Origin of the sequence: Escherichia sp. WS1265 (assembly GCF_046487585.1) — a bacterium.
Lineage (GTDB): Bacteria > Pseudomonadota > Gammaproteobacteria > Enterobacterales > Enterobacteriaceae > Escherichia > Escherichia coli.
In genome coordinates this window covers 62,969-84,200 of record NZ_JBJQJE010000016.1, presented here as the reverse complement: position 1 = coordinate 84,200, position 21,232 = coordinate 62,969, and the positions used below count along the sequence as shown (strand labels likewise).

Here is a 21,232-nt window from a genome sequence, read left to right as displayed (position 1 = left end):
TCCAGAATCAGGTCAGGACACAACGCGTGCGATTATTTGCTCAATTAAGCTGGTATTTCCGTCGGGAATGGCGTCGCTATCTCGGGGCTGTCGCCTTGCTTGTCATTATCGCGATGCTGCAACTGGTTCCGCCAAAAGTGGTTGGTATTGTTGTCGATGGCGTGACAGAACAACACTTTACTACCGGGCAGATCCTGATGTGGATCGCCACCATGGTGCTGATTGCCGTTGTGGTTTATCTCCTGCGTTATGTCTGGCGCATATTGCTGTTTGGCGCGTCTTATCAACTGGCTGTCGAACTGCGTGAAGATTATTACCGTCAGCTAAGCCGGCAGCATCCTGAGTTTTACCTGCGTCATCGCACGGGTGACCTCATGGCTCGTGCGACCAATGACGTCGATCGCGTCGTGTTTGCCGCCGGAGAAGGGGTGCTGACGCTGGTGGATTCACTGGTAATGGGCTGCGCTGTGTTGATTATGATGTCTACGCAAATTAGCTGGCAGTTGACCTTATTTGCCCTGTTGCCGATGCCAGTGATGGCGATCATGATTAAGCGCAACGGCGATGCTTTGCATGAACGCTTTAAGCTGGCACAGGCGGCGTTTTCCAGTCTTAATGACCGCACCCAGGAAAGCCTCACCAGTATCCGCATGATCAAAGCCTTTGGTCTGGAAGATCGCCAGTCGGCGTTATTTGCCGCGGATGCCGAAGATACCGGCAAAAAAAACATGCGGGTGGCGCGTATTGATGCTCGTTTCGACCCGACCATCTATATCGCGATTGGTATGGCGAACTTGCTGGCGATTGGCGGCGGTAGTTGGATGGTGGTGCAGGGCAGTTTAACGCTGGGCCAGCTCACCAGTTTTATGATGTATTTAGGTCTGATGATTTGGCCAATGCTGGCGCTGGCATGGATGTTTAACATAGTGGAGCGTGGTAGTGCTGCGTACAGCCGTATTCGCGCGATGCTGGCGGAAGCGCCGGTGGTGAACGATGGTAGCGAACCCGTGCCAGAAGGTCGTGGCGAACTGGATGTAAATATTCACCAGTTCACGTATCCGCAGACTGACCATCCTGCGCTGGAAAACGTCAATTTCGCCCTGAAACCCGGTCAGATGCTGGGTATCTGCGGGCCGACTGGTTCCGGCAAAAGTACCCTGTTGTCGCTCATTCAGCGTCATTTCGACGTCAGCGAGGGGGATATTCGCTTTCATGATATTCCTCTGACGAAGTTACAACTCGATAGCTGGCGTAGCCGCCTGGCGGTGGTCAGCCAGACGCCATTTCTTTTTTCCGACACCGTGGCGAACAACATCGCGCTGGGTTGCCCGAATGCCACACAGCAAGAGATTGAGCATGTCGCGCGGTTAGCCAGCGTACATGACGATATTTTGCGTCTACCGCAAGGTTACGATACAGAGGTGGGCGAGCGCGGTGTGATGCTTTCTGGCGGACAAAAACAGCGTATCTCCATTGCTCGAGCGTTATTAGTCAACGCGGAAATCCTCATCCTTGATGATGCGCTTTCAGCGGTGGACGGACGCACAGAGCACCAGATCCTGCATAACCTGCGGCAGTGGGGGCAGGGAAGAACGGTAATCATCAGTGCCCATCGCCTTTCGGCACTGACGGAAGCCAGTGACATTATTGTGATGCAGCACGGACATATCGCTCAGCGTGGCAATCATGATGAGCTGGCGCAACAAAGCGGCTGGTATCGCGATATGTATCGCTATCAACAACTGGAGGCGGCGCTCGACGACGCTCCGGAAATTCGCGAGGAGGCCGTCGATGCGTAGTTTTAGCCAACTGTGGCCGACTCTCAAGCGTCTGTTAGCGTACGGTTCGCCGTGGCGTAAACCGCTGGGGATTGCAGTCCTGATGATGTGGGTTGCGGCAGCGGCAGAAGTCAGTGGGCCGCTGCTTATCAGCTATTTTATCGACAATATGGTAGCGAAAAATAACCTGCCGTTGAAAGTGGTTGCAGGGCTGGCTGCGGCGTATGTTGGGCTACAACTGTTTGCCGCCGGGCTACATTACGCGCAGTCGCTGCTGTTTAATCGGGCGGCAGTAGGCGTAGTGCAACAGTTGCGTACCGACGTGATGGATGCTGCGTTACGCCAGCCATTAAGCGAGTTTGATACCCAACCTGTCGGGCAGGTGATTTCCCGCGTCACTAATGATACTGAAGTGATCCGCGACCTCTACGTTACCGTAGTGGCAACGGTCCTGCGTAGCGCCGCCCTGGTGGGTGCGATGCTGGTGGCGATGTTTAGTCTCGACTGGCGAATGGCGCTGGTGGCGATAATGATTTTCCCGGTGGTGCTGGTGGTAATGGTGATATACCAGCGTTACAGCACGCCAATTGTCCGTCGTGTGCGCGCCTATCTGGCGGATATTAACGACGGCTTTAACGAAATCATCAATGGCATGAGCGTCATCCAGCAGTTCCGTCAGCAGGCGCGATTTGGCGAACGTATGGGTGAGGCCAGTCGTTCACACTATATGGCGAGGATGCAAACCCTGCGCCTCGACGGTTTTCTGCTGCGTCCGCTGCTGAGTCTGTTTTCATCGCTCATTCTTTGTGGATTGTTGATGCTGTTTGGCTTCTCTGCCAGCGGCACCATTGAAGTGGGCGTACTGTATGCGTTTATCAGCTATCTTGGGCGACTTAACGAACCCTTAATCGAACTGACCACGCAACAGGCGATGCTGCAACAGGCTGTTGTTGCTGGTGAGCGCGTGTTTGAGCTGATGGACGGACCGCGCCAGCAATATGGTAATGATGATCGCCCCTTACAGAGCGGCACCATTGAAGTCGATAACGTGTCATTTGCTTATCGCGATGACAATCTGGTACTGAAGAACATTAATCTCTCGGTGCCTTCGCGCAACTTTGTGGCGCTGGTCGGGCATACCGGCAGTGGTAAAAGTACCCTCGCCAGTTTATTGATGGGCTATTACCCGCTAACGGAAGGTGAGATTCGCCTTGATGGTCGTCCATTAAGTTCGTTAAGTCACAGCGCGCTGCGTCAGGGCGTGGCGATGGTGCAGCAAGATCCGGTAGTGCTGGCGGATACCTTTCTCGCCAACGTGACGCTGGGACGTGATATCTCCGAAGAACGCGTCTGGCAGGCGCTGGAAACCGTGCAACTGGCGGAGCTGGCGCGCAGCATGAGTGATGGTATTTATACGCCGCTGGGAGAGCAGGGGAATAATCTCTCCGTCGGGCAAAAGCAACTACTGGCACTGGCACGCGTGCTGGTGGAGACGCCGCAAATCCTGATCCTTGATGAGGCAACCGCCAGCATTGACTCCGGTACTGAACAGGCGATTCAACATGCTCTGGCGGCGGTGCGTGAACATACCACGCTGGTGGTGATTGCTCACCGCTTATCGACCATTGTTGATGCCGACACCATTCTGGTGCTTCATCGTGGGCAAGCCGTGGAGCAGGGCACTCACCAGCAACTGCTGGCGGCCCAGGGTCGCTACTGGCAGATGTATCAACTGCAACTTGCGGGCGAAGAGCTGGCAGCCAGCGTGCGTGAAGAGGAATCATTGAGCGCCTGAATAGCGCAATATTTCATCGTTGGTGCAAAAATGTAACGCACTGTGCACTGTCATAGTGCGTTTTTGTTTTCAATCTTCTTAACTTCCTGCTCTCCTTCTCGTTTTTCATTTCTGGCACACCGCTTGCAATACCTTCTTCGTGTAGCAGAACCATTACCGAATTCTGACCGGAGGGGATCTATGAAGCTGGTGACCGTGATAATCAAACCATTCAAGCTGGAAGACGTTCGTGAAGCGTTATCTTCCATTGGTATTCAGGGCCTGACCGTCACCGAAGTGAAAGGTTTCGGGCGTCAGAAAGGGCATGCCGAGCTGTACCGGGGAGCGGAATACAGCGTCAACTTTCTGCCAAAAGTAAAAATTGATGTGGCGATTGCTGATGACCAACTCGATGAAGTGATCGATATCGTCAGTAAGGCGGCTTACACCGGAAAAATTGGCGACGGCAAAATCTTTGTCGCTGAATTGCAACGCGTCATTCGTATTCGTACCGGCGAAGCCGACGAAGCGGCGCTGTAATCTCTGGCACACAGCAACAGGAACGAAAAATGAAGATAGCGACGATAAAAACTGGGCTTGCTTCACTGGCGATGCTGCCGGGACTGGTAATGGCTGCACCTGCGGTGGCCGATAAAGCCGACAATGCGTTTATGATGATCTGTACTGCGCTGGTGCTGTTTATGACTATTCCGGGGATTGCCCTGTTTTACGGTGGGTTGATTCGCGGCAAAAACGTGCTGTCGATGCTGACGCAGGTGACGGTGACGTTTGCACTGGTCTGTATTCTCTGGGTGGTTTACGGTTACTCGCTGGCGTTTGGTGAGGGCAACAACTTCTTCGGCAACATTAACTGGCTGATGCTGAAAAACATCGAACTGACGGCGGTGATGGGCAGCATTTATCAGTATATTCACGTAGCGTTTCAGGGATCGTTTGCCTGCATTACCGTAGGCTTGATAGTTGGGGCGCTGGCGGAACGAATCCGCTTCTCAGCTGTGTTGATTTTCGTGGTGGTATGGCTGACGCTCTCCTACATTCCGATTGCGCATATGGTGTGGGGCGGTGGTTTGCTGGCTTCTCACGGTGCGCTGGATTTCGCGGGTGGCACGGTGGTGCACATTAACGCCGCAATCGCCGGTCTGGTGGGCGCGTATCTGATAGGCAAACGCGTGGGCTTCGGCAAAGAGGCGTTTAAACCGCACAACCTGCCGATGGTCTTCACCGGGACTGCCATTCTCTATATCGGTTGGTTTGGCTTTAACGCCGGGTCAGCGGGCACGGCGAATGAAATCGCAGCACTGGCATTTGTGAATACTGTGGTCGCAACGGCGGCGGCGATTCTTGGCTGGATCTTCGGTGAATGGGCGCTGCGTGGTAAGCCTTCACTGCTGGGAGCGTGTTCTGGCGCGATTGCCGGTCTGGTCGGCGTGACGCCAGCCTGTGGCTACATTGGTGTTGGCGGCGCGTTGATTATCGGCGTGGTAGCGGGTCTAGCGGGCTTGTGGGGCGTTACCATGCTCAAACGCTTGCTGCGGGTGGATGATCCCTGCGATGTCTTTGGTGTGCACGGCGTTTGTGGCATTGTCGGCTGTATCATGACCGGGATTTTTGCCGCCAGCTCGCTGGGCGGCGTGGGCTTCGCTGAAGGTGTGACGATGGGCCATCAGTTGCTGGTACAGCTGGAAAGCATTGCCATTACGATTGTCTGGTCCGGTGTGGTGGCGTTTATTGGCTACAAACTGGCGGATCTGACGGTTGGTCTGCGTGTGCCTGAAGAACAGGAGCGAGAAGGGCTGGACGTCAACAGCCACGGCGAGAATGCCTATAACGCGTAACAAGCACTGCAAAAAACAGCCGGACGGTTTTCACCTCCGGCTATTTTTTTAATTATGATTACGCATTACCCCTTCCTGAACGGTCGAGGCAACCAGCACGCCATTCTGGGTATAAAACTCACCGCGCACAAAGCCGCGAGCGCTGGACGCCGAGGTGCTCTCCACGCTATACAGCAGCCATTCATTCAAATTAAACGGGCGATGGAACCACATGGAATGGTCGATGGTCGCTATCTGAATTCCTGGTTCGAGAAAACCGATGCCGTGCGGCTGTAGAGCTACCGGCAGGAAGTTAAGATCAGAAGCGTAACCGAGCAGATACTGATGAACGCGCAGATCATCCGGCACGCTACCATTTGCGCGGATCCACACCTGACGATGCGGTTCTGCGACGTGCCCTTTCAGTGGGTTATGAAACTCCACCGGACGGACTTCAAGCGGACGATCGCAGATGAATTTATCTTTCAGCACTGGCGGCAGCAGGTGCGCCAGCGATTGGGCGATTTGCGTTTCCGAAGGCAGGCCATCAGGCGCTGGCGCGGACGGCATTGTTTTTTGATGTTCGAAACCCGCTTCTGGTGCCTGGAAAGAGGCAGTCATATAAAAAATCGGTTTGCCGTTTTGAATAGCAGCAACCCGGCGGGCGCTGAAGCTGTTACCGTCACGCAGCGTTTCGACATCATAAATAATCGGCTTCTTACTATCGCCAGGGCGAAGAAAGTAGCTATGAAACGAATGTACCAGCCGCTCTTCAGGGACGGTCTCTTTTGCAGCATACAAGGCCTGACCCACGACCTGGCCGCCAAACACCTGGCGTAAACCTAAATCTTCACTCTGGCCGCGAAAGAGTCCTTCCTCAATTTTTTCCAGATTTAACAATGTCAGTAAATTTTTTAGCGCCTGACTCATATAACTCTCCAGTAACAAAGCTGCCGCAGCAAGCCAAAGTGAGTTGAGTATAACGCAAATTTGCCACTGGTCCGATGGGTGCAATGGTCTGAATTACGGGCTAATTACAGGCAGAAATGCGTGATGTGTGCCACACTTGTTGACGTTACTATTTTGTTAACCACTCTTCCGGCGAGGAAAGTTAGCCCGCTGGTGCATTGATAATAAGGAGAAGTGAATGAAACTCGTGCACATGGCCAGTGGTTTAGCGGTTGCGATTGCGTTGGCGGCTTGCGCAGATAAAAGCGCGGATATTCAGACGCCAGCACCGGCTGCAAATACGTCTATTTCAGCAACACAACAACCTGCTATCCAGCAACCGAATGTCTCCGGTACCGTCTGGATCCGTCAGAAAGTCGCACTGCCGCCTGATGCTGTGCTGACCGTGACACTTTCTGACGCGTCGTTAGCCGATGCACCGTCAAAAGTACTGGCGCAGAAAGCGGTGCGTACCGAAGGCAAACAGTCACCATTCAGCTTTGTTCTGCCATTTAACCCGGCAGATGTTCAGCCGAATGCGCGTATTCTGTTGAGTGCGGCGATTACCGTGAATGACAAACTGGTATTTATTACCGATACCGTTCAGCCGGTGATCAACCAGGGCGGAACGAAAGCCGACCTGACATTGGTGCCGGTACAGCAAACCGCCGTGCCGGTTCAGGCCAGCGGTGGCGCAACGACTACCGTACCTTCAACTTCACCAACCCAGGTGAATCCGTCTTCGGCAGTTCCAGCTCCTACGCAATATTAAGCGCAGTTAACCCTCTCCGCCCGGAGAGGGTTAGTAGTTCCAGCGATAACGCTGCAAGTCGATTTGCCCGCTTCCCGATACCATCACACCTTCTGCCAGTAATGCCTGTCGTTGACGCTGTAAATCCGGTCCGGTTAGCGAAATTGTGCCGTGGCGATTAACCACCCGGTGCCAGGGCAAGGTGCTGCCTTCAGGGAGACGCTTTAACACACCGCCCACCTGGCGCGCGGCGCGGGGCGATCCTGCCAGTTTCGCCACATCACCGTAAGTGGTGACATAGCCTTCGGGAATAGCGGCGACGATTTGCCAGACGCGTTGGGGAAATGAATCTTCTTTTTCCATCTTTTTTTCCTGAGGTAATTTTTCAGCATAATCTGGAAAAACGCCCGAGTGAAGTCGCATTGCGCAAGAAACCAGCATCCGGCACGCAATGGGTTGCAATTAGCCGGGGCAGCAGTGATAATGCGCCTGCGCGTTGGTTCTCAACGCTCTCAATGGGGGCTCTGTTGGTTCTCCCGCAACGCTACTCTGTTTACCAGGTCAGGTCCGGAAGGAAGCAGCCAAGGCAGATGACGCGTGTGCCGGGATGTAGCTGGCAGGGCCCCCACCCATTTCTGCCTCCCAGCGTTTCGTCAAAAAATCCCAATATGGCTAAACTTTAACCACGACTGACGTCGCAAGAATTTTCTGGCTGCGCAGTACGCTTCGGAGGTATGTCTGATGAAGTATGTTGATGGTTTTGTGGTTGCCGTTCCTGCCGATAAAAAGGATGCCTATCGGGAAATGGCCGCTAAGGCCGCGCCATTGTTTAAAGAGTTTGGCGCGCTTCGTATTGTCGAATGCTGGGCCAGCGATGTACCGGATGGCAAAGTGACCGATTTTCGTATGGCGGTGAAAGCGGAAGAGAATGAAGAGGTTGTCTTTAGCTGGATTGAATACCCTTCAAAAGAGGTCCGCGACGCTGCTAATCAAAAGATGATGTCGGACCCACGGATGAAAGAGTTCGGCGAGTCCATGCCGTTTGATGGTAAGCGAATGATCTATGGCGGATTCGAGTCAATCATCGACGAATAGGTAGCGTGACGGGCTGTGCGGCGTGCCGTCAGCCCTACAATTCACAAATGTTGCTCGGCCCAGCGTAAGAAATCTTCTTTCGGTAATGCCTTGCTGTAGAGCCAGCCCTGACCGTAGTGCACGCCATGCTGGCGTAACCACTCTTCTTGTTTACTGGTTTCGATTCCCTCCGCTACCATTTTCAGTTTCAGTGTTTTTGCCATTTCGATGATATGCGGCGTGACATTTTTATATTCCAGCGCATCAACGAAAGATTTATCTATCTTCAGAATGTCGACATCCAGATCCTGTAAATAACTTAAACTTGAATACCCCGTACCAAAATCATCAAGATAAATTTCATGGCCCGCCTCCCGGTAGCGAGAAATTATCGGGGCGCTGGTTTTCGGATCGGCAAACTCGCGTTCAGTGAGTTCAAGCGCGATCTGTCTGGGATTAACCTGATAGTGATTGATCATTTCACGCAGCAATTGCGGGATTTTTTCCGAGGTGAGCACGGTGGATTCAAGATTGATCGAAATATGCTGCTGCGGATGCTGACGCAGCCAGTCGCCCATATCTTCAAAGACGCTTCTTATAATCAGTAGCGTCAATGGCTCAGAAAGGCCCGTTTGCTGTGCCAGCGGAATAAAACTATCTGGTGATAACCAACTACCGTCTGTCTGCGGCCAGCGCGCCAGTGCCTCAGCACCGACAATTTTGCCATTGGCTAAGGAGACAATCGGCTGATAGTGCACGCAAATATCACGATTTTCGATAGCATCCTGCAGCCGATGATGCGGTGACTGGATACGGCGCAAAATACGCAGCACAAACATCGCTGCCAGCAGGCCAATCACCAACCCGAGCGGTAACCAAATAAAGACTTGCCGATGCCAGCCTTTCTGCAACATTTTCGTTGAAGCCCAGGTGATGATCGAAATATTCATTTCCGGGAAGGGCAGGATATCGTAAATGATTCCATTATTTTCGATATGCTCACCGGGTGTTTTTTGTAGTCTGGTAATAATTCCCTGAGCAATTTCATCGCTGCTGGTTATGACAACGTTATGGGCATTGCCAATAATGGCGGCATCAATTTGCCATGAACTATAGGGAATGACATCAATAAAGGAAGCAGGGTCGATCATGACGACATAATGTGCCGTTCCCATGGCGACCATGTAACGGATAATGCCTAAATCGTTATGCGATGTTAACCAGACACGATAACCATCTTTCGAAATTTTACCTGGCTCGGGGAAGGTATCGGGCGGGCTTTCATGCTCCAGAGACGAACACTGGGGAACGTTGTTATCGATATAAACCACTTCCTGAATATAGCGATAACTGTAAGATACCCGACGCATTTCCATGAGATGGGCTTCGCTACAGGCAGCGCCTTGCCATCTTTCCAGCTCTTGCAGCGCATCTTTCCCTTGTGTCGCCACCTTATTGGCCCGAATAGCGACGCGGGAGGAATACGTATTCAGCTCTTCAATAAATGATGTTTCTACCTGCTGATGGGCCAGCCAGATGCTTAAGCCGACAGGCAGCAATACTGAAAGAATCAGTACTCCCGAAATAAGGCCGACCAGATGTCGTGTTCTCACCAGCATATCCTTATTAACACAGTGTAGGGAAAGTATATCTGATTGTGGAAAAAGGCTGGCAGGAGATAAGGAGGTAGAGCCGGGATTTCATGAAGTGATGGGTGGAAACGATCGTTGTCATTTGACCAGGCGCAGAGCTTTACGCCTGGTATGTAACCCTAATTTAAGATGTTGATTCGGCGCGAGCGAGGGTAAAAATATCGTAAAAAGACAGTTCACCTTTACGGACGATCATTTTTTGCAGTTGTTCCTTATGAACATCCGCGACACGCGGAGAGTTCAAGATGGCTTCAACCAGCGCGGCAGGTACAAAGCGCGTGTTGTACCATTCGCCGTTATAGCAAACGCGGAAATCCAGCACGTCGATATCTTCATAGCGGTAGCGTGGGTAGACATCGAAAAAGAAGAAACCATTAAGCAGGATAAATAATACCACCAGTAGCCAGACAGAGCCTGAAAGCGTTTCGGACTGCAACATCACCGCCAGGGTGGCAAAAAAAGCAACATACATACCGATAAACAGCCCCGGATGTTTACGGATAAAACTGATACTAAAGCGGGGTTTGTTGTCGCGTTTTTCGCGGGTATTCAGAGACTCAATCGTTTCGGTCAGCAGGCGTTGTATTTCGGTCATCGTTTGCCTTCGTGGTATCTGCAACTTTCCAGGGAACACCCTATTTTAACGTGGGAATAGTAGAGGGAAAGTAACAGATTTACCACAATTTTGCATAGCAGTTGCGAAAAACCGATTACAATTTTTTAATTATTCTGGCTGGATTACCGCCCACGACAACGTTGTCCGGGACATCTTTTGTGACAACTGCACCTGAGGCTACCACGACGTTATCACCAATGGTCACACCAGGGTTAATGACCGCGCGTCCGCCAATCCAGACGTTATTACCGATGGTGACGGGTTTCCCCAGTTCAGCACCGCTATTACGTGCTACAGGGTCGATGGGATGTGTTGCCGTGTAGATATGAACGCCTGGTGCCAACATACAGTTATCACCGATGCGAATAGGGCAGACATCAAGCATCACGCAATCGAAGTTGGCGAAAAAATTATTGCCGAGAAAAATGTTATAGCCATAATCACAGCGAAACGTTGGCTCAATATAAGCCTCTGTCACCTGACCGAATAAATCAGCGAGAATTTGCTGGCGTAATGTGTGCTCTTCCGCCAGGGAATGATTGTATCGGTGAATAAGCTGACGAGCGCGCAGGCGATCGCGAGATAACGTCTCATCTGCCGAGCGATACAACTCACCAGCAATCATCTTTTCTTTTTCTGTGCTCATTACTGACCTCCGGTTGCTGAAAATGCGGCAACACAGTAAGACGAAAAGTCAGTGAAGAGAACGTTCCCATTACATCTGTGTGATAAAGATCACATAGGGTATGTCTTCATGGCGAAAAAGTATAAAATTCTTAATAAACAGCCGGTTATAGCTCCGAAAGCGAATTATTTATTAGCGAATAAATTTCCATACTGAGGAAGGGATCTTGTCGTACAGTTTATTCATGGTCAATTCGGCGAGGCGGTGATCTGCGGCTGAGTAAAATACCGCCAGTTCATTATCTGATAATTCGTATTTATTTTTCTCGATAACACGCTCCAGCGTGTCAATTGTCTGGCAACGACGTAAACGCATTAAATAATCGGTTTTCGTTAAAGGTTTTTCGGACATACTTCTACCCATGGTTGTAATAATTCTAACAAGATAAACTCGCAGGATTCTCTTTCGTCGCATTGACAAAACAACGGAATAGTCGATTACCTGACTTCCGCCATTTCTGAAGATCCTGCATATTAATACCATAACTGCTGAACAACATAAAGGTGTCATCCAGATATTCGTCGATCTGCTCAATGAGCTTATTGTCTTCATTATACTTAATTTTGTAATTAAGTGCGAAGGTCGCAATATGCTCAATCAGTTCATTCAACTGGAGGTTGATCGCCGAGGTTGGGTCGTTAACCCAGCCATGATTGCTTTCTTCAAGGTTTGCAAGACAGTCATGATACAGGGTTTCACAGAGAAACTTAAGCTGTGCGATATCATGTCTTTTGGGTGAGTATTCATCCATAACGCGTCCCCTTCTTAGTGGTTGAACTAACGGACACCTTTCGGGATGGAAAAAACTTACTGACCTGGACTTGCCCTCTCGTTTGTTAGCTTAACTATAAGCCACTCTTTGCAGGTTTTCATCGCATTATTACGAAAAATTACAATTAGGAAGGAAGCGGGACAGGACTTACTTTTTCATACTAGCACTAACCCGCAGCAGGTAAAAGCAGTTTGCTCGAACTGTTCATAACATTTCAGGATTATCGCCAGATGAAATTGGTAACACTAATACCAGGATTGCTCTGAATATGACGTAATAACCGAGGAATGAATAAAGAATTACCGCAAATAATTAAGAATAGCCTCTAAATGATTATGGATTATTAAATCTATTAGCGCTACTTAATATAAATTAACTAACAATCAGTATTTTTTATGAATTTTAAACGTGTTTAATACTGGTTTTCGTATGAGATCCTGAGTTGGTGGTTCAATGACTTCTTAATGTTCGTCGGTTATGCATAAAAAAGGCCGCTTGCGCGGCCTTTGTGATTACACGTTGTATCAATGATGATCGACAGTATGGCTGTGCTCGATATCTTCATTCTTGCGGCTAAAGCGGCGGCGAACCACCACAAAGAATACCGGAACGAAGAAGATTGCCAGTACCGTTGCGGTCACCATCCCGCCCATTACACCGGTACCTACTGCGTTCTGCGCGCCGGAACCAGCACCAGTACTGATAACCAGCGGCATAACGCCGAGGATAAACGCCAGCGAGGTCATCAGGATCGGACGTAAACGCATCCGCACCGCATCAAGCGTCGCTTCAATCAGACCTTTACCTTCTTTATCCATCAAGTCTTTGGCGAATTCGACGATAAGTATCGCGTTCTTCGCCGACAACCCAATGGTTGTGAGCAGGCCTACCTGGAAGTAAACGTCATTGGTCAGGCCACGGAAGGTGGCAGCCAGCAACGCACCGATAACCCCCAGCGGAACGACCAGCATAACGGAGAACGGAATCGACCAGCTTTCATACAGCGCCGCCAAACACAGGAACACGACAATCAACGAAATCGCGTACAGTGAAGGTGCCTGGTTGCCGGAGAGACGTTCCTGATAGGACATCCCCGTCCAGTCATAGCCAACACCGGTAGGCAGTTTGCTCGCCAGTTGTTCCATCAGCTCCATTGCTTCACCGGTACTTTTACCCGGTGCCGCCTGGCCTAAGATTTCCATGGATGGCAGGCCGTTGTAACGTTCCAGACGCGGCGAACCGTACTCCCAACGAGAAGAGGAGAACGCCGAGAACGGCACCATCTGACCATCAGCAGCACGAACATACCAGTCGCCGATATCATCCGGCAGCATACGGTATTTCGCTTCTGACATGACGTAAACTTTCTTCACACGACCGCGGTCGATAAAGTCGTTCACATAGCTACCGCCCCATGCAGCGCCCAGAGTGGTGTTAATGTCGTTGATAGAAACACCCAGCGCCTGCGCTTTTTCCTGGTCGATATCAATCTTAAACTGCGGGGTATCTTCCAGACCGTTTGGACGTACGCTGGTCAACATATCAGGGTGCTTCGCTGCTTCTGCAAGCAGCTGGTTACGCGCCTGAGTCAGTTTTTCGTGACCAAGGCCAGCCTGGTCAATCAGCTCAAAGTCAAAGCCGGTTGCAGTACCCAGTTCCACGATTGCGGGCAGGTTAAAGGCGAAAACCATCGCATCTTTGATTTGCGAGAAAGCGCGTGTTGCACGCATGGTAATCGCTTCAACTTTGTTTTCTTCACCCGGACGATCGGCCCAGTCCTTCAAGGAAACGAACGCAATACCGGTATTCTGACCACGTCCCGCAAAGCCGAAGCCGTTAACAGCGAACACCGACTCAACGTTGTTCTTTTCTTTGGTCAGATAGTAATTCGTTACCTCATTGAGCACTTTCTGCGTACGTTCCTGCGTTGCACCTGCTGGCAGCTGAACCATGGTCATAAATACGCCCTGGTCTTCATCTGGCAAGAAGGAGCTTGGCAGACGCACGAACAGATAGGCCATGCCGACCACGATGATCAGATACAGCACCAGGTAACGCCCTGTACTGCGCAGAATACCGCCTACGCTGTCGGTGTAGTGGTGCGTGCTCTTCTCGAACATGCGGTTAAACCAGCCGAAGAAGCCTTTTTTACCTTCTCCGTGATCGCCTTTGGCAATCGGTTTCAGCATGGTGGCACAAAGAGCCGGAGTCAGAATCAACGCCACCAGTACCGACAGCGCCATTGCTGAAACAATGGTAATAGAGAACTGACGATAGATAGCACCAGTAGAACCGCCAAAGAAGGCCATCGGTACGAATACCGCCGACAGTACCATCGCGATACCGACCAGAGCGCCCTGAATCTGCCCCATCGACTTACGGGTGGCTTCTTTTGGCGGCAAACCTTCTTCCGCCATCACACGCTCAACGTTTTCTACCACAACGATGGCGTCATCCACCAACAGGCCAATGGCGAGCACCATCCCGAACATTGTTAGCGTGTTTATCGAGAAGCCAAAGGCGGCAAGGACGGCAAAGGTCCCCAGCAATACCACCGGTACGGCAATGGTCGGAATCAACGTCGCGCGGAAGTTCTGCAAGAACAGATACATAACCAGGAACACGAGGATGATCGCTTCGACCAGCGTTTTAACCACTTCGTGAATAGAGATTTTCACGAACGGCGTGGTGTCGTACGGGTAAACAATTTTCAGACCTGACGGGAAGAACGGTTCCATCTTCGCCAGTTCAGCACGGATTGCCGCAGCGGTATCCAGCGCGTTTGCACCGGTCGCCAGCTTGATCCCCAGACCGGAAGCCGGTTGGCCGTTAAACTCTGCGATGATGTCGTAGTTCTCACCACCCAGCTCAATTTTCGCCACATCACGCAGCAGCACGCGGGAACCATCCTGATTCACTTTCAGCAGGATTTTGCCAAACTCTTCAGTAGAGGTCAGACGCGTCTGAGCAATAATAGAGGCGTTAAGCTGTTGGCCTTTCACCGGCGGCGTACCACCGAGCTGACCCGCCGCAACCTGGGCGTTCTGCGCTTTGATGGCGGTAATGACATCAACCGGTGTTAGTTGGAATTTGTTCAGTTCATTCGGGTTCATCCAGATACGCATCGCGTACTGTGAACCGAACAACTGAACGTCACCCACGCCCGACGTACGGCTGATGGCATCTTTCATATTCGCCGCCACGTAGTCGGAGATATCCTCCTGCGTCATGGTGCCATCGGTGTTGATAACGCCGACAACCATCAGGAAGCTGCTGGATGATTTCTCAACGCTCACCCCTTGCTGCTGAACTTCTTGCGGCAGCAACGGCATCGCCAGCTGCAGTTTGTTCTGCACCTGAACCTGCGCGATATCCGCATCAGTACCAGACTCAAAGGTCAGGGTGATCTGCACGGTACCCGTGGAGTCACTGTTAGAGGACATGTACATCAGGTTATCGATACCGTTCATATTCTGTTCGATAACCTGTGTCACCGTGTCCTGCACTGTTTTCGCATCAGCGCCGGGGTAGGAGGCGGAGATCGTTACTGCCGGCGGTGCAATCGTAGGATATTGCGCCACCGGCAGTTTGAGGATCGCCAGCCCCCCTGCCAACATGATGATAATGGCGATCACCCACGCAAAAATCGGGCGATCGATAAAGAAATTAGGCATGTCTTAACGGCTCCTGTTTAAGTTAAGACTTGGACTGTTCAGGCTGAGCACCGCTTGCGGCTTGCTGGTTATTATCAGCGGTAACTTCTTGTGCTTTTACCTGGACACCAGGACGCACTTTCTGCAGCCCACTTATTACTACGCGATCGCCTGCTTTCAGACCTTCTGTCACCAGCCACTTATCGCCGATAGCCTGGCTTGCAACGATCGGACGGGTTTCCACTTTGTCATCCGCGCCAACCACCAGTACGGTGGCATCGCCACGCGGCGTACGGGTTACGCCCTGTTGCGGGACTAAAATAGCGTTTGGATTAAGCCCTTCTTCCAGACGTGCACGTACGAACATACCCGGCAGCAGAGTGTGATCCGGGTTCGGGAAGATAGCGCGTAGGGTGATAGACCCAGTGGTCTGATCAACGGTAACGTCAGAGAATTCCAGCGTACCGTCCTGCGGAAACTTAATGCCGTCACTGGTGATCAGCGACACTTTGGCTTTGCCGTTCTCTTGTTTCAGCGTGCCATTTGCCAGTTCCTGTTTCAGGCGCAGGAAGTCGTTGCTGGACTGGGTCACATCAACGTAGATCGGATCAAGTTGCTGCACGGTTGCCAGCGCAGTCGCCTGACCGTTCTGTACCAATGCGCCTTCCGTCACGTTCGACTTACCAATGCGACCGCTAATCGGAGAGGTAACTTTGGTGTAAGCCAGATTGATCCGCGCAGTTTCAACGGCAGCTTTCGCCGCAGTTACCGCAGCATTCGCCTGTTGCGCATCAGCCAGAGCCTGATCGTACTCTTGCTTACTGATGTACTGAGTACCGAGCAATTTCTGATAACGATTCACCGTCAATTGCGCGATATTGGCTGCAGCCTGGGCTTTCGCCAGATCGCCTTTCGCGCTGTCGTATGCCGCCTGATAGGTCGCAGGATCAATCTGATAGAGAGAGACACCTGCTTCGATGTCGCTACCTTCTTTGAAATTACGCTTCAGGATAATCCCGCTAACTTGAGGACGAACTTCTGCGATCCGGTAGGCACTGGTGCGACCCGGAAGCTCGGTTGTGATCTGCAGAGGTTCAGTTTTGACTGTTACTACGCCAACGGCGGGCATCTGCTGGCCACCTTGTTGGGCCTGTTTGTCGTCACATCCTGTTAGGGCTAAGCTGCCTGAGAGCATCAGAACGACCGCCAGAGGCGTAAACCCTCTGTTTTTGTTCATATGTAAACCTCGAGTGTCCGATTTCAAATTGGTCAATGGTCAAAAGTTAATAAACCCATTGCTGCGTTTATATTATCGTCGTGCTATGGTACATACATTCACAAATGTATGTAAATCTAACGCCTGTAAATTCACGAACATATGGCACGAAAAACCAAACAAGAAGCGCAAGAAACGCGCCAACACATCCTCGATGTGGCTCTACGTCTTTTCTCACAGCAGGGGGTATCATCCACCTCGCTGGGCGAGATTGCAAAAGCAGCTGGCGTTACGCGCGGTGCAATCTACTGGCATTTTAAAGACAAGTCGGATTTGTTCAGTGAGATCTGGGAACTGTCAGAATCCAATATTGGTGAACTAGAGCTTGAGTATCAGGCAAAATTCCCTGGCGATCCACTCTCAGTATTAAGAGAGATATTAATTCATGTTCTTGAATCCACGGTGACAGAAGAACGGCGTCGATTATTGATGGAGATTATATTCCACAAATGCGAATTTGTCGGAGAAATGGCTGTTGTGCAACAGGCACAACGTAATCTCTGTCTGGAAAGTTATGACCGTATAGAACAAACGTTAAAACATTGTATTGAAGCGAAAATGTTGCCTGCGGATTTAATGACGCGTCGCGCAGCAATTATTATGCGCGGCTATATTTCCGGCCTGATGGAAAACTGGCTCTTTGCCCCGCAATCTTTTGATCTTAAAAAAGAAGCCCGCGATTACGTTGCCATCTTACTGGAGATGTATCTCCTGTGCCCCACGCTTCGTAATCCTGCCACTAACGAATAACCCTGAATCTGACTCCAGGATTTTTCCTGGACATTTTCGTCGTTGCTATTCTGGTTCACTGCGTCGTGATATTCTTGCGGTTTGACTTTTTCAGGTCGTTCTTCAGGTTCAGAAACCTTCATTCATCATGACTATGTTCCAGTATTACAAACGATCACGGCATTTTGTTTTTTCAGCATTTATTGCTTTTGTTTTTGTCTTGTTATGCCAGAACACGGCGTTTGCGCGGGCGTCATCGAATGGTGATCTGCCGACAAAAGCGGACCTGCAGGCGCAACTTGACTCACTAAATAAACAAAAAGATCTTTCTGCTCAGGACAAACTGGTGCAGCAGGATCTGACAGATACATTAGCCACCCTCGATAAAATCGATCGCGTAAAAGAAGAGACAGTTCAGCTACGGCAAAAAGTCGCTGAAGCGCCGGAAAAAATGCGCCAGGCGACCGCGGCGTTAACAGCACTTAGCGATGTCGATAACGACGAAGAAACGCGCAAAATTCTGAGCACGCTTTCGTTGCGCCAGCTGGAAACTCGCGTTGCCCAGGCGCTGGACGATTTGCAAAACGCACAAAACGATCTGGCGTCTTATAACAGCCAGCTGGTTTCGTTACAGACGCAGCCCGAACGCGTGCAAAATGCGATGTATAACGCTTCGCAGCAGCTGCAACAAATTCGCAGTCGTCTGGATGGGACTGATGTCGGCGAGACTGCCTTACGTCCCAGCCAGAAAGTGTTAATGCAGGCTCAGCAGGCTTTGCTGAATGCCGAGATTGACCAGCAGCGTAAAAGCCTGGAAGGGAACACAGTCTTACAGGATACCTTGCAAAAGCAACGGGATTACGTGACGGCGAACAGCGCCCGTCTGGAGCATCAGTTGCAGCTGTTGCAAGAAGCAGTAAACAGCAAGCGCCTGACTTTAACCGAAAAAACGGCGCAGGAAGCCGTCTCCCCGGATGAAGCCGCGCGTATTCAGGCTAATCCGCTGGTGAAGCAGGAACTGGAAATTAACCAGCAGTTAAGTCAGCGTCTGATTACCGCGACTGAAAACGGTAATCAGTTGATGCAGCAAAACATTAAAGTCAAAAACTGGCTGGAGCGGGCGCTGCAATCGGAACGCAATATTAAAGAGCAGATTGCCGTCCTGAAGGGCAGCCTGCTGTTGTCTCGTATCCTTTACCAGCAACAACAAACGCTGCCCTCGGCGGATGAACTGGAAAACATGACCAACCGCATCGCGGATTTGCGTCTCGAACAGTTTGAAGTCAACCAGCAGCGTGATGCACTCTTCCAGAGCGATGCGTTCGTCAACAAACTGGAAGAAGGTCACGCCAACGAAGTCAACAGCGAAGTTCACGATGCGTTATTGCAAGTGGTTGATATGCGTCGCGAATTGCTGGATCAGCTTAACAAACAGTTGGGTAACCAGCTGATGATGGCCATTAACCTGCAAATCAACCAGCAGCAGTTGATGAGTGTGTCGAAAAACCTGAAATCCATCCTGACTCAGCAAATCTTTTGGGTGAACAGTAACCGTCCAATGGACTGGGACTGGATCAAAGCGTTCCCACAAAGCCTGAAAGATGAATTTAAGTCGATGAAAATCACGGTGAACTGGGAAAAAGCCTGGCCTGCCGTTTTTATCGCTTTCCTCGCCGGTTTGCCGCTGCTGTTGATTGCCGGGCTGATCCACTGGCGTCTGGGCTGGCTGAAAGCGTATCAACAAAAACTGGCTTCCGCTGTGGGTTCCCTGCGTAACGACAGCCAGCTCAACACACCAAAAGCGATCCTTATCGACCTGATCCGTGCGCTGCCGGTGTGCCTGATTATTCTCGCGGTTGGCCTGATTCTGTTGACCATGCAGCTCAACATCAGCGAACTGCTATGGTCGTTCAGTAAAAAACTGGCGATTTTCTGGCTGGTGTTTGGCCTGTGCTGGAAGGTACTGGAGAAAAACGGCGTTGCCGTGCGTCACTTTGGTATGCCGGAACAGCAGACCAGCCACTGGCGTCGGCAAATTGTCCGCATCAGTCTCGCATTGCTGCCTATCCATTTCTGGTCTGTGGTGGCAGAACTTTCCCCGCTGCATCTGATGGATGATGTGCTGGGGCAGGCGATGATTTTCTTCAACCTGCTGCTGATTGCCTTCCTGGTATGGCCGATGTGCCGCGAAAGCTGGCGTGATAAAGAGTCGCACACCATGCGACTGGTCACCATTACCGTACTGTCGATTATCCCGATTGCGTTGATGGTGCTGACCGCCACGGGTTATTTCTACACCACGCTGCGCCTCTCCGGGCGTTGGATTGAAACCGTTTATTTGGTGATCATCTGGAACCTGCTGTACCAGACGGTATTGCGCGGCTTAAGCGTAGCGGCGCGGCGTATCGCCTGGCGTCGTGCGCTGGCGCGTCGGCAGAATCTGGTGAAAGAGGGCGCAGAAGGTGCCGAACCGCCGGAAGAACCCACCATTGCACTGGAGCAGGTTAACCAGCAGACGCTGCGTATTACCATGTTGCTGATGTTTGCGCTGTTCGGTGTCATGTTCTGGGCAATTTGGTCCGATTTGATCACCGTGTTCAGCTATCTGGACAGCATCACGCTCTGGCATTACAACGGTACTGAAGCTGGTGCTGCGGTGGTGAAAAACGTCACCATGGGCAGTCTGTTGTTTGCGATTATCGCCTCAATGGTGGCCTGGGCGTTGATTCGCAACCTGCCTGGTTTGCTGGAAGTGCTGGTGCTCTCGCGACTGAATATGCGCCAGGGCGCGTCGTATGCCATTACTACCATCCTTAACTACATCATTATTGCCGTTGGTGCGATGACGGTGTTCGGATCGCTGGGCGTCTCGTGGGATAAACTCCAGTGGCTGGCCGCAGCATTATCCGTAGGTCTTGGTTTTGGTTTACAAGAAATTTTTGGTAACTTCGTCTCCGGTTTGATCATTCTGTTCGAACGTCCGGTGCGTATTGGCGATACGGTAACCATTGGTAGCTTCTCGGGGACAGTAAGTAAGATCCGTATTCGTGCGACAACGATTACCGATTTCGATCGCAAAGAAGTGATCATCCCGAATAAAGCGTTTGTTACCGAGCGTCTGATCAACTGGTCGTTGACTGACACTACTACGCGTCTGGTGATCTGTCTCGGCGTGGCCTATGGCTCCGATCTGGAAAAAGTGCGTAAAGTGTTACTGAAGGCGGCGACTGAGCACCCAAGGGTGATGCACGAACCAATGCCGGAAGTCTTCTTTACGGCGTTTGGTGCCAGCACGTTGGATCATGAGCTGCGTCTGTATGTGCGTGAACTGCGTGACCGTAGCCGTACTGTCGATGAGCTGAACCGTACTATCGATCAGCTGTGCCGTGAAAACGACATCAACATTGCCTTTAACCAGCTTGAAGTGCATCTGCACAACGAGAAGGGCGATGAGGTGACGGAAGTAAAACGCGACTACAAAGGCGACGATCCGACACCAGCGGTTGGGTAATAACCAAAGGGGGCGACATTTAGTTGCCCCGAGATTACTGACAAAGTGCGCGTTGTTCATGCCGGATGCGGCGTGACCGCCTTATCCGGCCTACGGAACCGCAAGAATTCAATATATTGCAGGAGCGGTGTAGGCCTGATAAGCGTAGCGCATCAGGCAGTTTTGCGTTTGCCCACAA

17 protein-coding genes and 1 other RNA gene are annotated in these 21,232 nt (G+C 51.2%); 9 read left to right on the top strand and 9 right to left on the bottom strand.

Translation table 11 applies throughout. The features are described 5' to 3' along the window. Positions 1–26 precede the first annotated feature (26 nt). The 4 genes from ACJHX3_RS16495 (at position 27) to amtB (ending at position 5,408) form a co-directional block, all read left to right on the top strand. Positions 27–1,799 carry a SmdA family multidrug ABC transporter permease/ATP-binding protein gene (locus ACJHX3_RS16495; RefSeq protein ID WP_001235589.1) on the top strand — a complete coding sequence of 591 codons (1,773 nt, stop codon included), beginning with the start codon at positions 27–29 and terminating at the stop codon, positions 1,797–1,799. Further along, positions 1,792–3,573 carry a SmdB family multidrug efflux ABC transporter permease/ATP-binding protein gene (locus tag ACJHX3_RS16490; RefSeq protein WP_001256201.1) on the top strand — a complete coding sequence of 594 codons (1,782 nt, stop codon included), beginning with the start codon at positions 1,792–1,794 and terminating at the stop codon, positions 3,571–3,573. The genes ACJHX3_RS16495 and ACJHX3_RS16490 overlap by 8 nt, the downstream gene beginning before the upstream one ends. 180 nt (positions 3,574–3,753) lie before the next feature. Further along, on the top strand, positions 3,754–4,092 hold the full coding sequence (glnK, locus tag ACJHX3_RS16485; RefSeq protein ID WP_000780338.1) for a P-II family nitrogen regulator: 339 nt from the start codon (positions 3,754–3,756) through the stop codon (positions 4,090–4,092). Between the two features lie 29 nt (positions 4,093–4,121). Continuing rightward, positions 4,122–5,408 (top strand): ammonium transporter AmtB, encoded by a 1,287-nt coding sequence (amtB, locus tag ACJHX3_RS16480; protein ID WP_000685029.1) that lies wholly within the window; start codon positions 4,122–4,124, stop codon positions 5,406–5,408. Positions 5,409–5,456: 48 nt separating this feature from the next. Here amtB and tesB read toward each other — a convergent pair whose 3' ends face one another. Further along, the gene (tesB, locus tag ACJHX3_RS16475; RefSeq protein WP_001305492.1) at positions 5,457–6,317 is read right to left on the bottom strand and encodes an acyl-CoA thioesterase II; all 861 of its coding nucleotides are present in this window, start codon (positions 6,315–6,317) and stop codon (positions 5,457–5,459) included. A 217-nt stretch (positions 6,318–6,534) separates the two neighbouring features. Here tesB and ACJHX3_RS16470 point away from each other — a divergent pair, with 217 nt between their 5' ends. Then, positions 6,535–7,107 carry a YbaY family lipoprotein gene (locus ACJHX3_RS16470; RefSeq protein ID WP_000779831.1) on the top strand — a complete coding sequence of 191 codons (573 nt, stop codon included), beginning with the start codon at positions 6,535–6,537 and terminating at the stop codon, positions 7,105–7,107. Between the two features lie 30 nt (positions 7,108–7,137). Here ACJHX3_RS16470 and ACJHX3_RS16465 read toward each other — a convergent pair whose 3' ends face one another. Further along, complete coding sequence (locus ACJHX3_RS16465; RefSeq protein ID WP_000409911.1) at positions 7,138–7,449, bottom strand: MGMT family protein; 312 nt, start codon at positions 7,447–7,449, stop codon at positions 7,138–7,140. Positions 7,450–7,611: 162 nt separating this feature from the next. On the opposite strand from ACJHX3_RS16465, the gene ffs reads away from it, so the two are divergent. Then, an RNA gene (ffs, locus tag ACJHX3_RS16460) (signal recognition particle sRNA small type) lies at positions 7,612–7,708 on the top strand. Positions 7,709–7,827: 119 nt separating this feature from the next. Next, positions 7,828–8,181: a DUF1428 domain-containing protein gene (locus ACJHX3_RS16455; protein ID WP_000878140.1), complete on the top strand. Its 354-nt coding sequence runs from the start codon at positions 7,828–7,830 to the stop codon at positions 8,179–8,181. Positions 8,182–8,222: 41 nt separating this feature from the next. Here ACJHX3_RS16455 and pdeB read toward each other — a convergent pair whose 3' ends face one another. The 7 genes from pdeB to acrA form a co-directional block, all read right to left on the bottom strand. Continuing rightward, on the bottom strand, positions 8,223–9,773 hold the full coding sequence (gene pdeB / locus ACJHX3_RS16450) for a cyclic-guanylate-specific phosphodiesterase PdeB (RefSeq protein WP_001366446.1): 1,551 nt from the start codon (positions 9,771–9,773) through the stop codon (positions 8,223–8,225). 163 nt (positions 9,774–9,936) lie between these two features. Then, positions 9,937–10,407 (bottom strand): YlaC family protein, encoded by a 471-nt coding sequence (locus ACJHX3_RS16445; protein WP_000136192.1) that lies wholly within the window; start codon positions 10,405–10,407, stop codon positions 9,937–9,939. Positions 10,408–10,522: 115 nt separating this feature from the next. Beyond that, entirely contained in the window at positions 10,523–11,074 is a 552-nt protein-coding gene (gene maa / locus ACJHX3_RS16440) for a maltose O-acetyltransferase (RefSeq protein ID WP_000102564.1), read from the bottom strand. Between the two features lie 171 nt (positions 11,075–11,245). Continuing rightward, positions 11,246–11,464 carry an HHA domain-containing protein gene (locus ACJHX3_RS16435; protein WP_001291435.1) on the bottom strand — a complete coding sequence of 73 codons (219 nt, stop codon included), beginning with the start codon at positions 11,462–11,464 and terminating at the stop codon, positions 11,246–11,248. 25 nt (positions 11,465–11,489) lie between these two features. Then, a complete protein-coding gene (gene tomB, locus ACJHX3_RS16430) occupies positions 11,490–11,864 on the bottom strand; it encodes an Hha toxicity modulator TomB (RefSeq protein ID WP_000344800.1) in 375 nt (124 codons plus the stop codon). Positions 11,865–12,409: 545 nt separating this feature from the next. After that, positions 12,410–15,559: an efflux RND transporter permease AcrB gene (gene acrB / locus ACJHX3_RS16425; protein ID WP_001132480.1), complete on the bottom strand. Its 3,150-nt coding sequence runs from the start codon at positions 15,557–15,559 to the stop codon at positions 12,410–12,412. A gap of 22 nt (positions 15,560–15,581) precedes the next feature. Beyond that, positions 15,582–16,775, bottom strand: a complete 1,194-nt coding sequence (gene acrA / locus ACJHX3_RS16420; RefSeq protein ID WP_001295833.1) for a multidrug efflux RND transporter periplasmic adaptor subunit AcrA — start codon at positions 16,773–16,775, stop codon at positions 15,582–15,584. 141 nt (positions 16,776–16,916) lie between these two features. Between acrA and acrR the strand changes: the two genes are divergently transcribed. Both acrR and mscK read left to right on the top strand, forming a co-directional pair. After that, positions 16,917–17,564, top strand: coding sequence for a multidrug efflux transporter transcriptional repressor AcrR (acrR, locus tag ACJHX3_RS16415; protein WP_000101737.1), 648 nt, complete (start codon positions 16,917–16,919; stop codon positions 17,562–17,564). Positions 17,565–17,691: 127 nt separating this feature from the next. Next, the gene (gene mscK, locus ACJHX3_RS16410; protein ID WP_094308356.1) at positions 17,692–21,054 is read left to right on the top strand and encodes a mechanosensitive channel MscK; all 3,363 of its coding nucleotides are present in this window, start codon (positions 17,692–17,694) and stop codon (positions 21,052–21,054) included. The last annotated feature ends 178 nt before the right edge of the window (positions 21,055–21,232 follow it).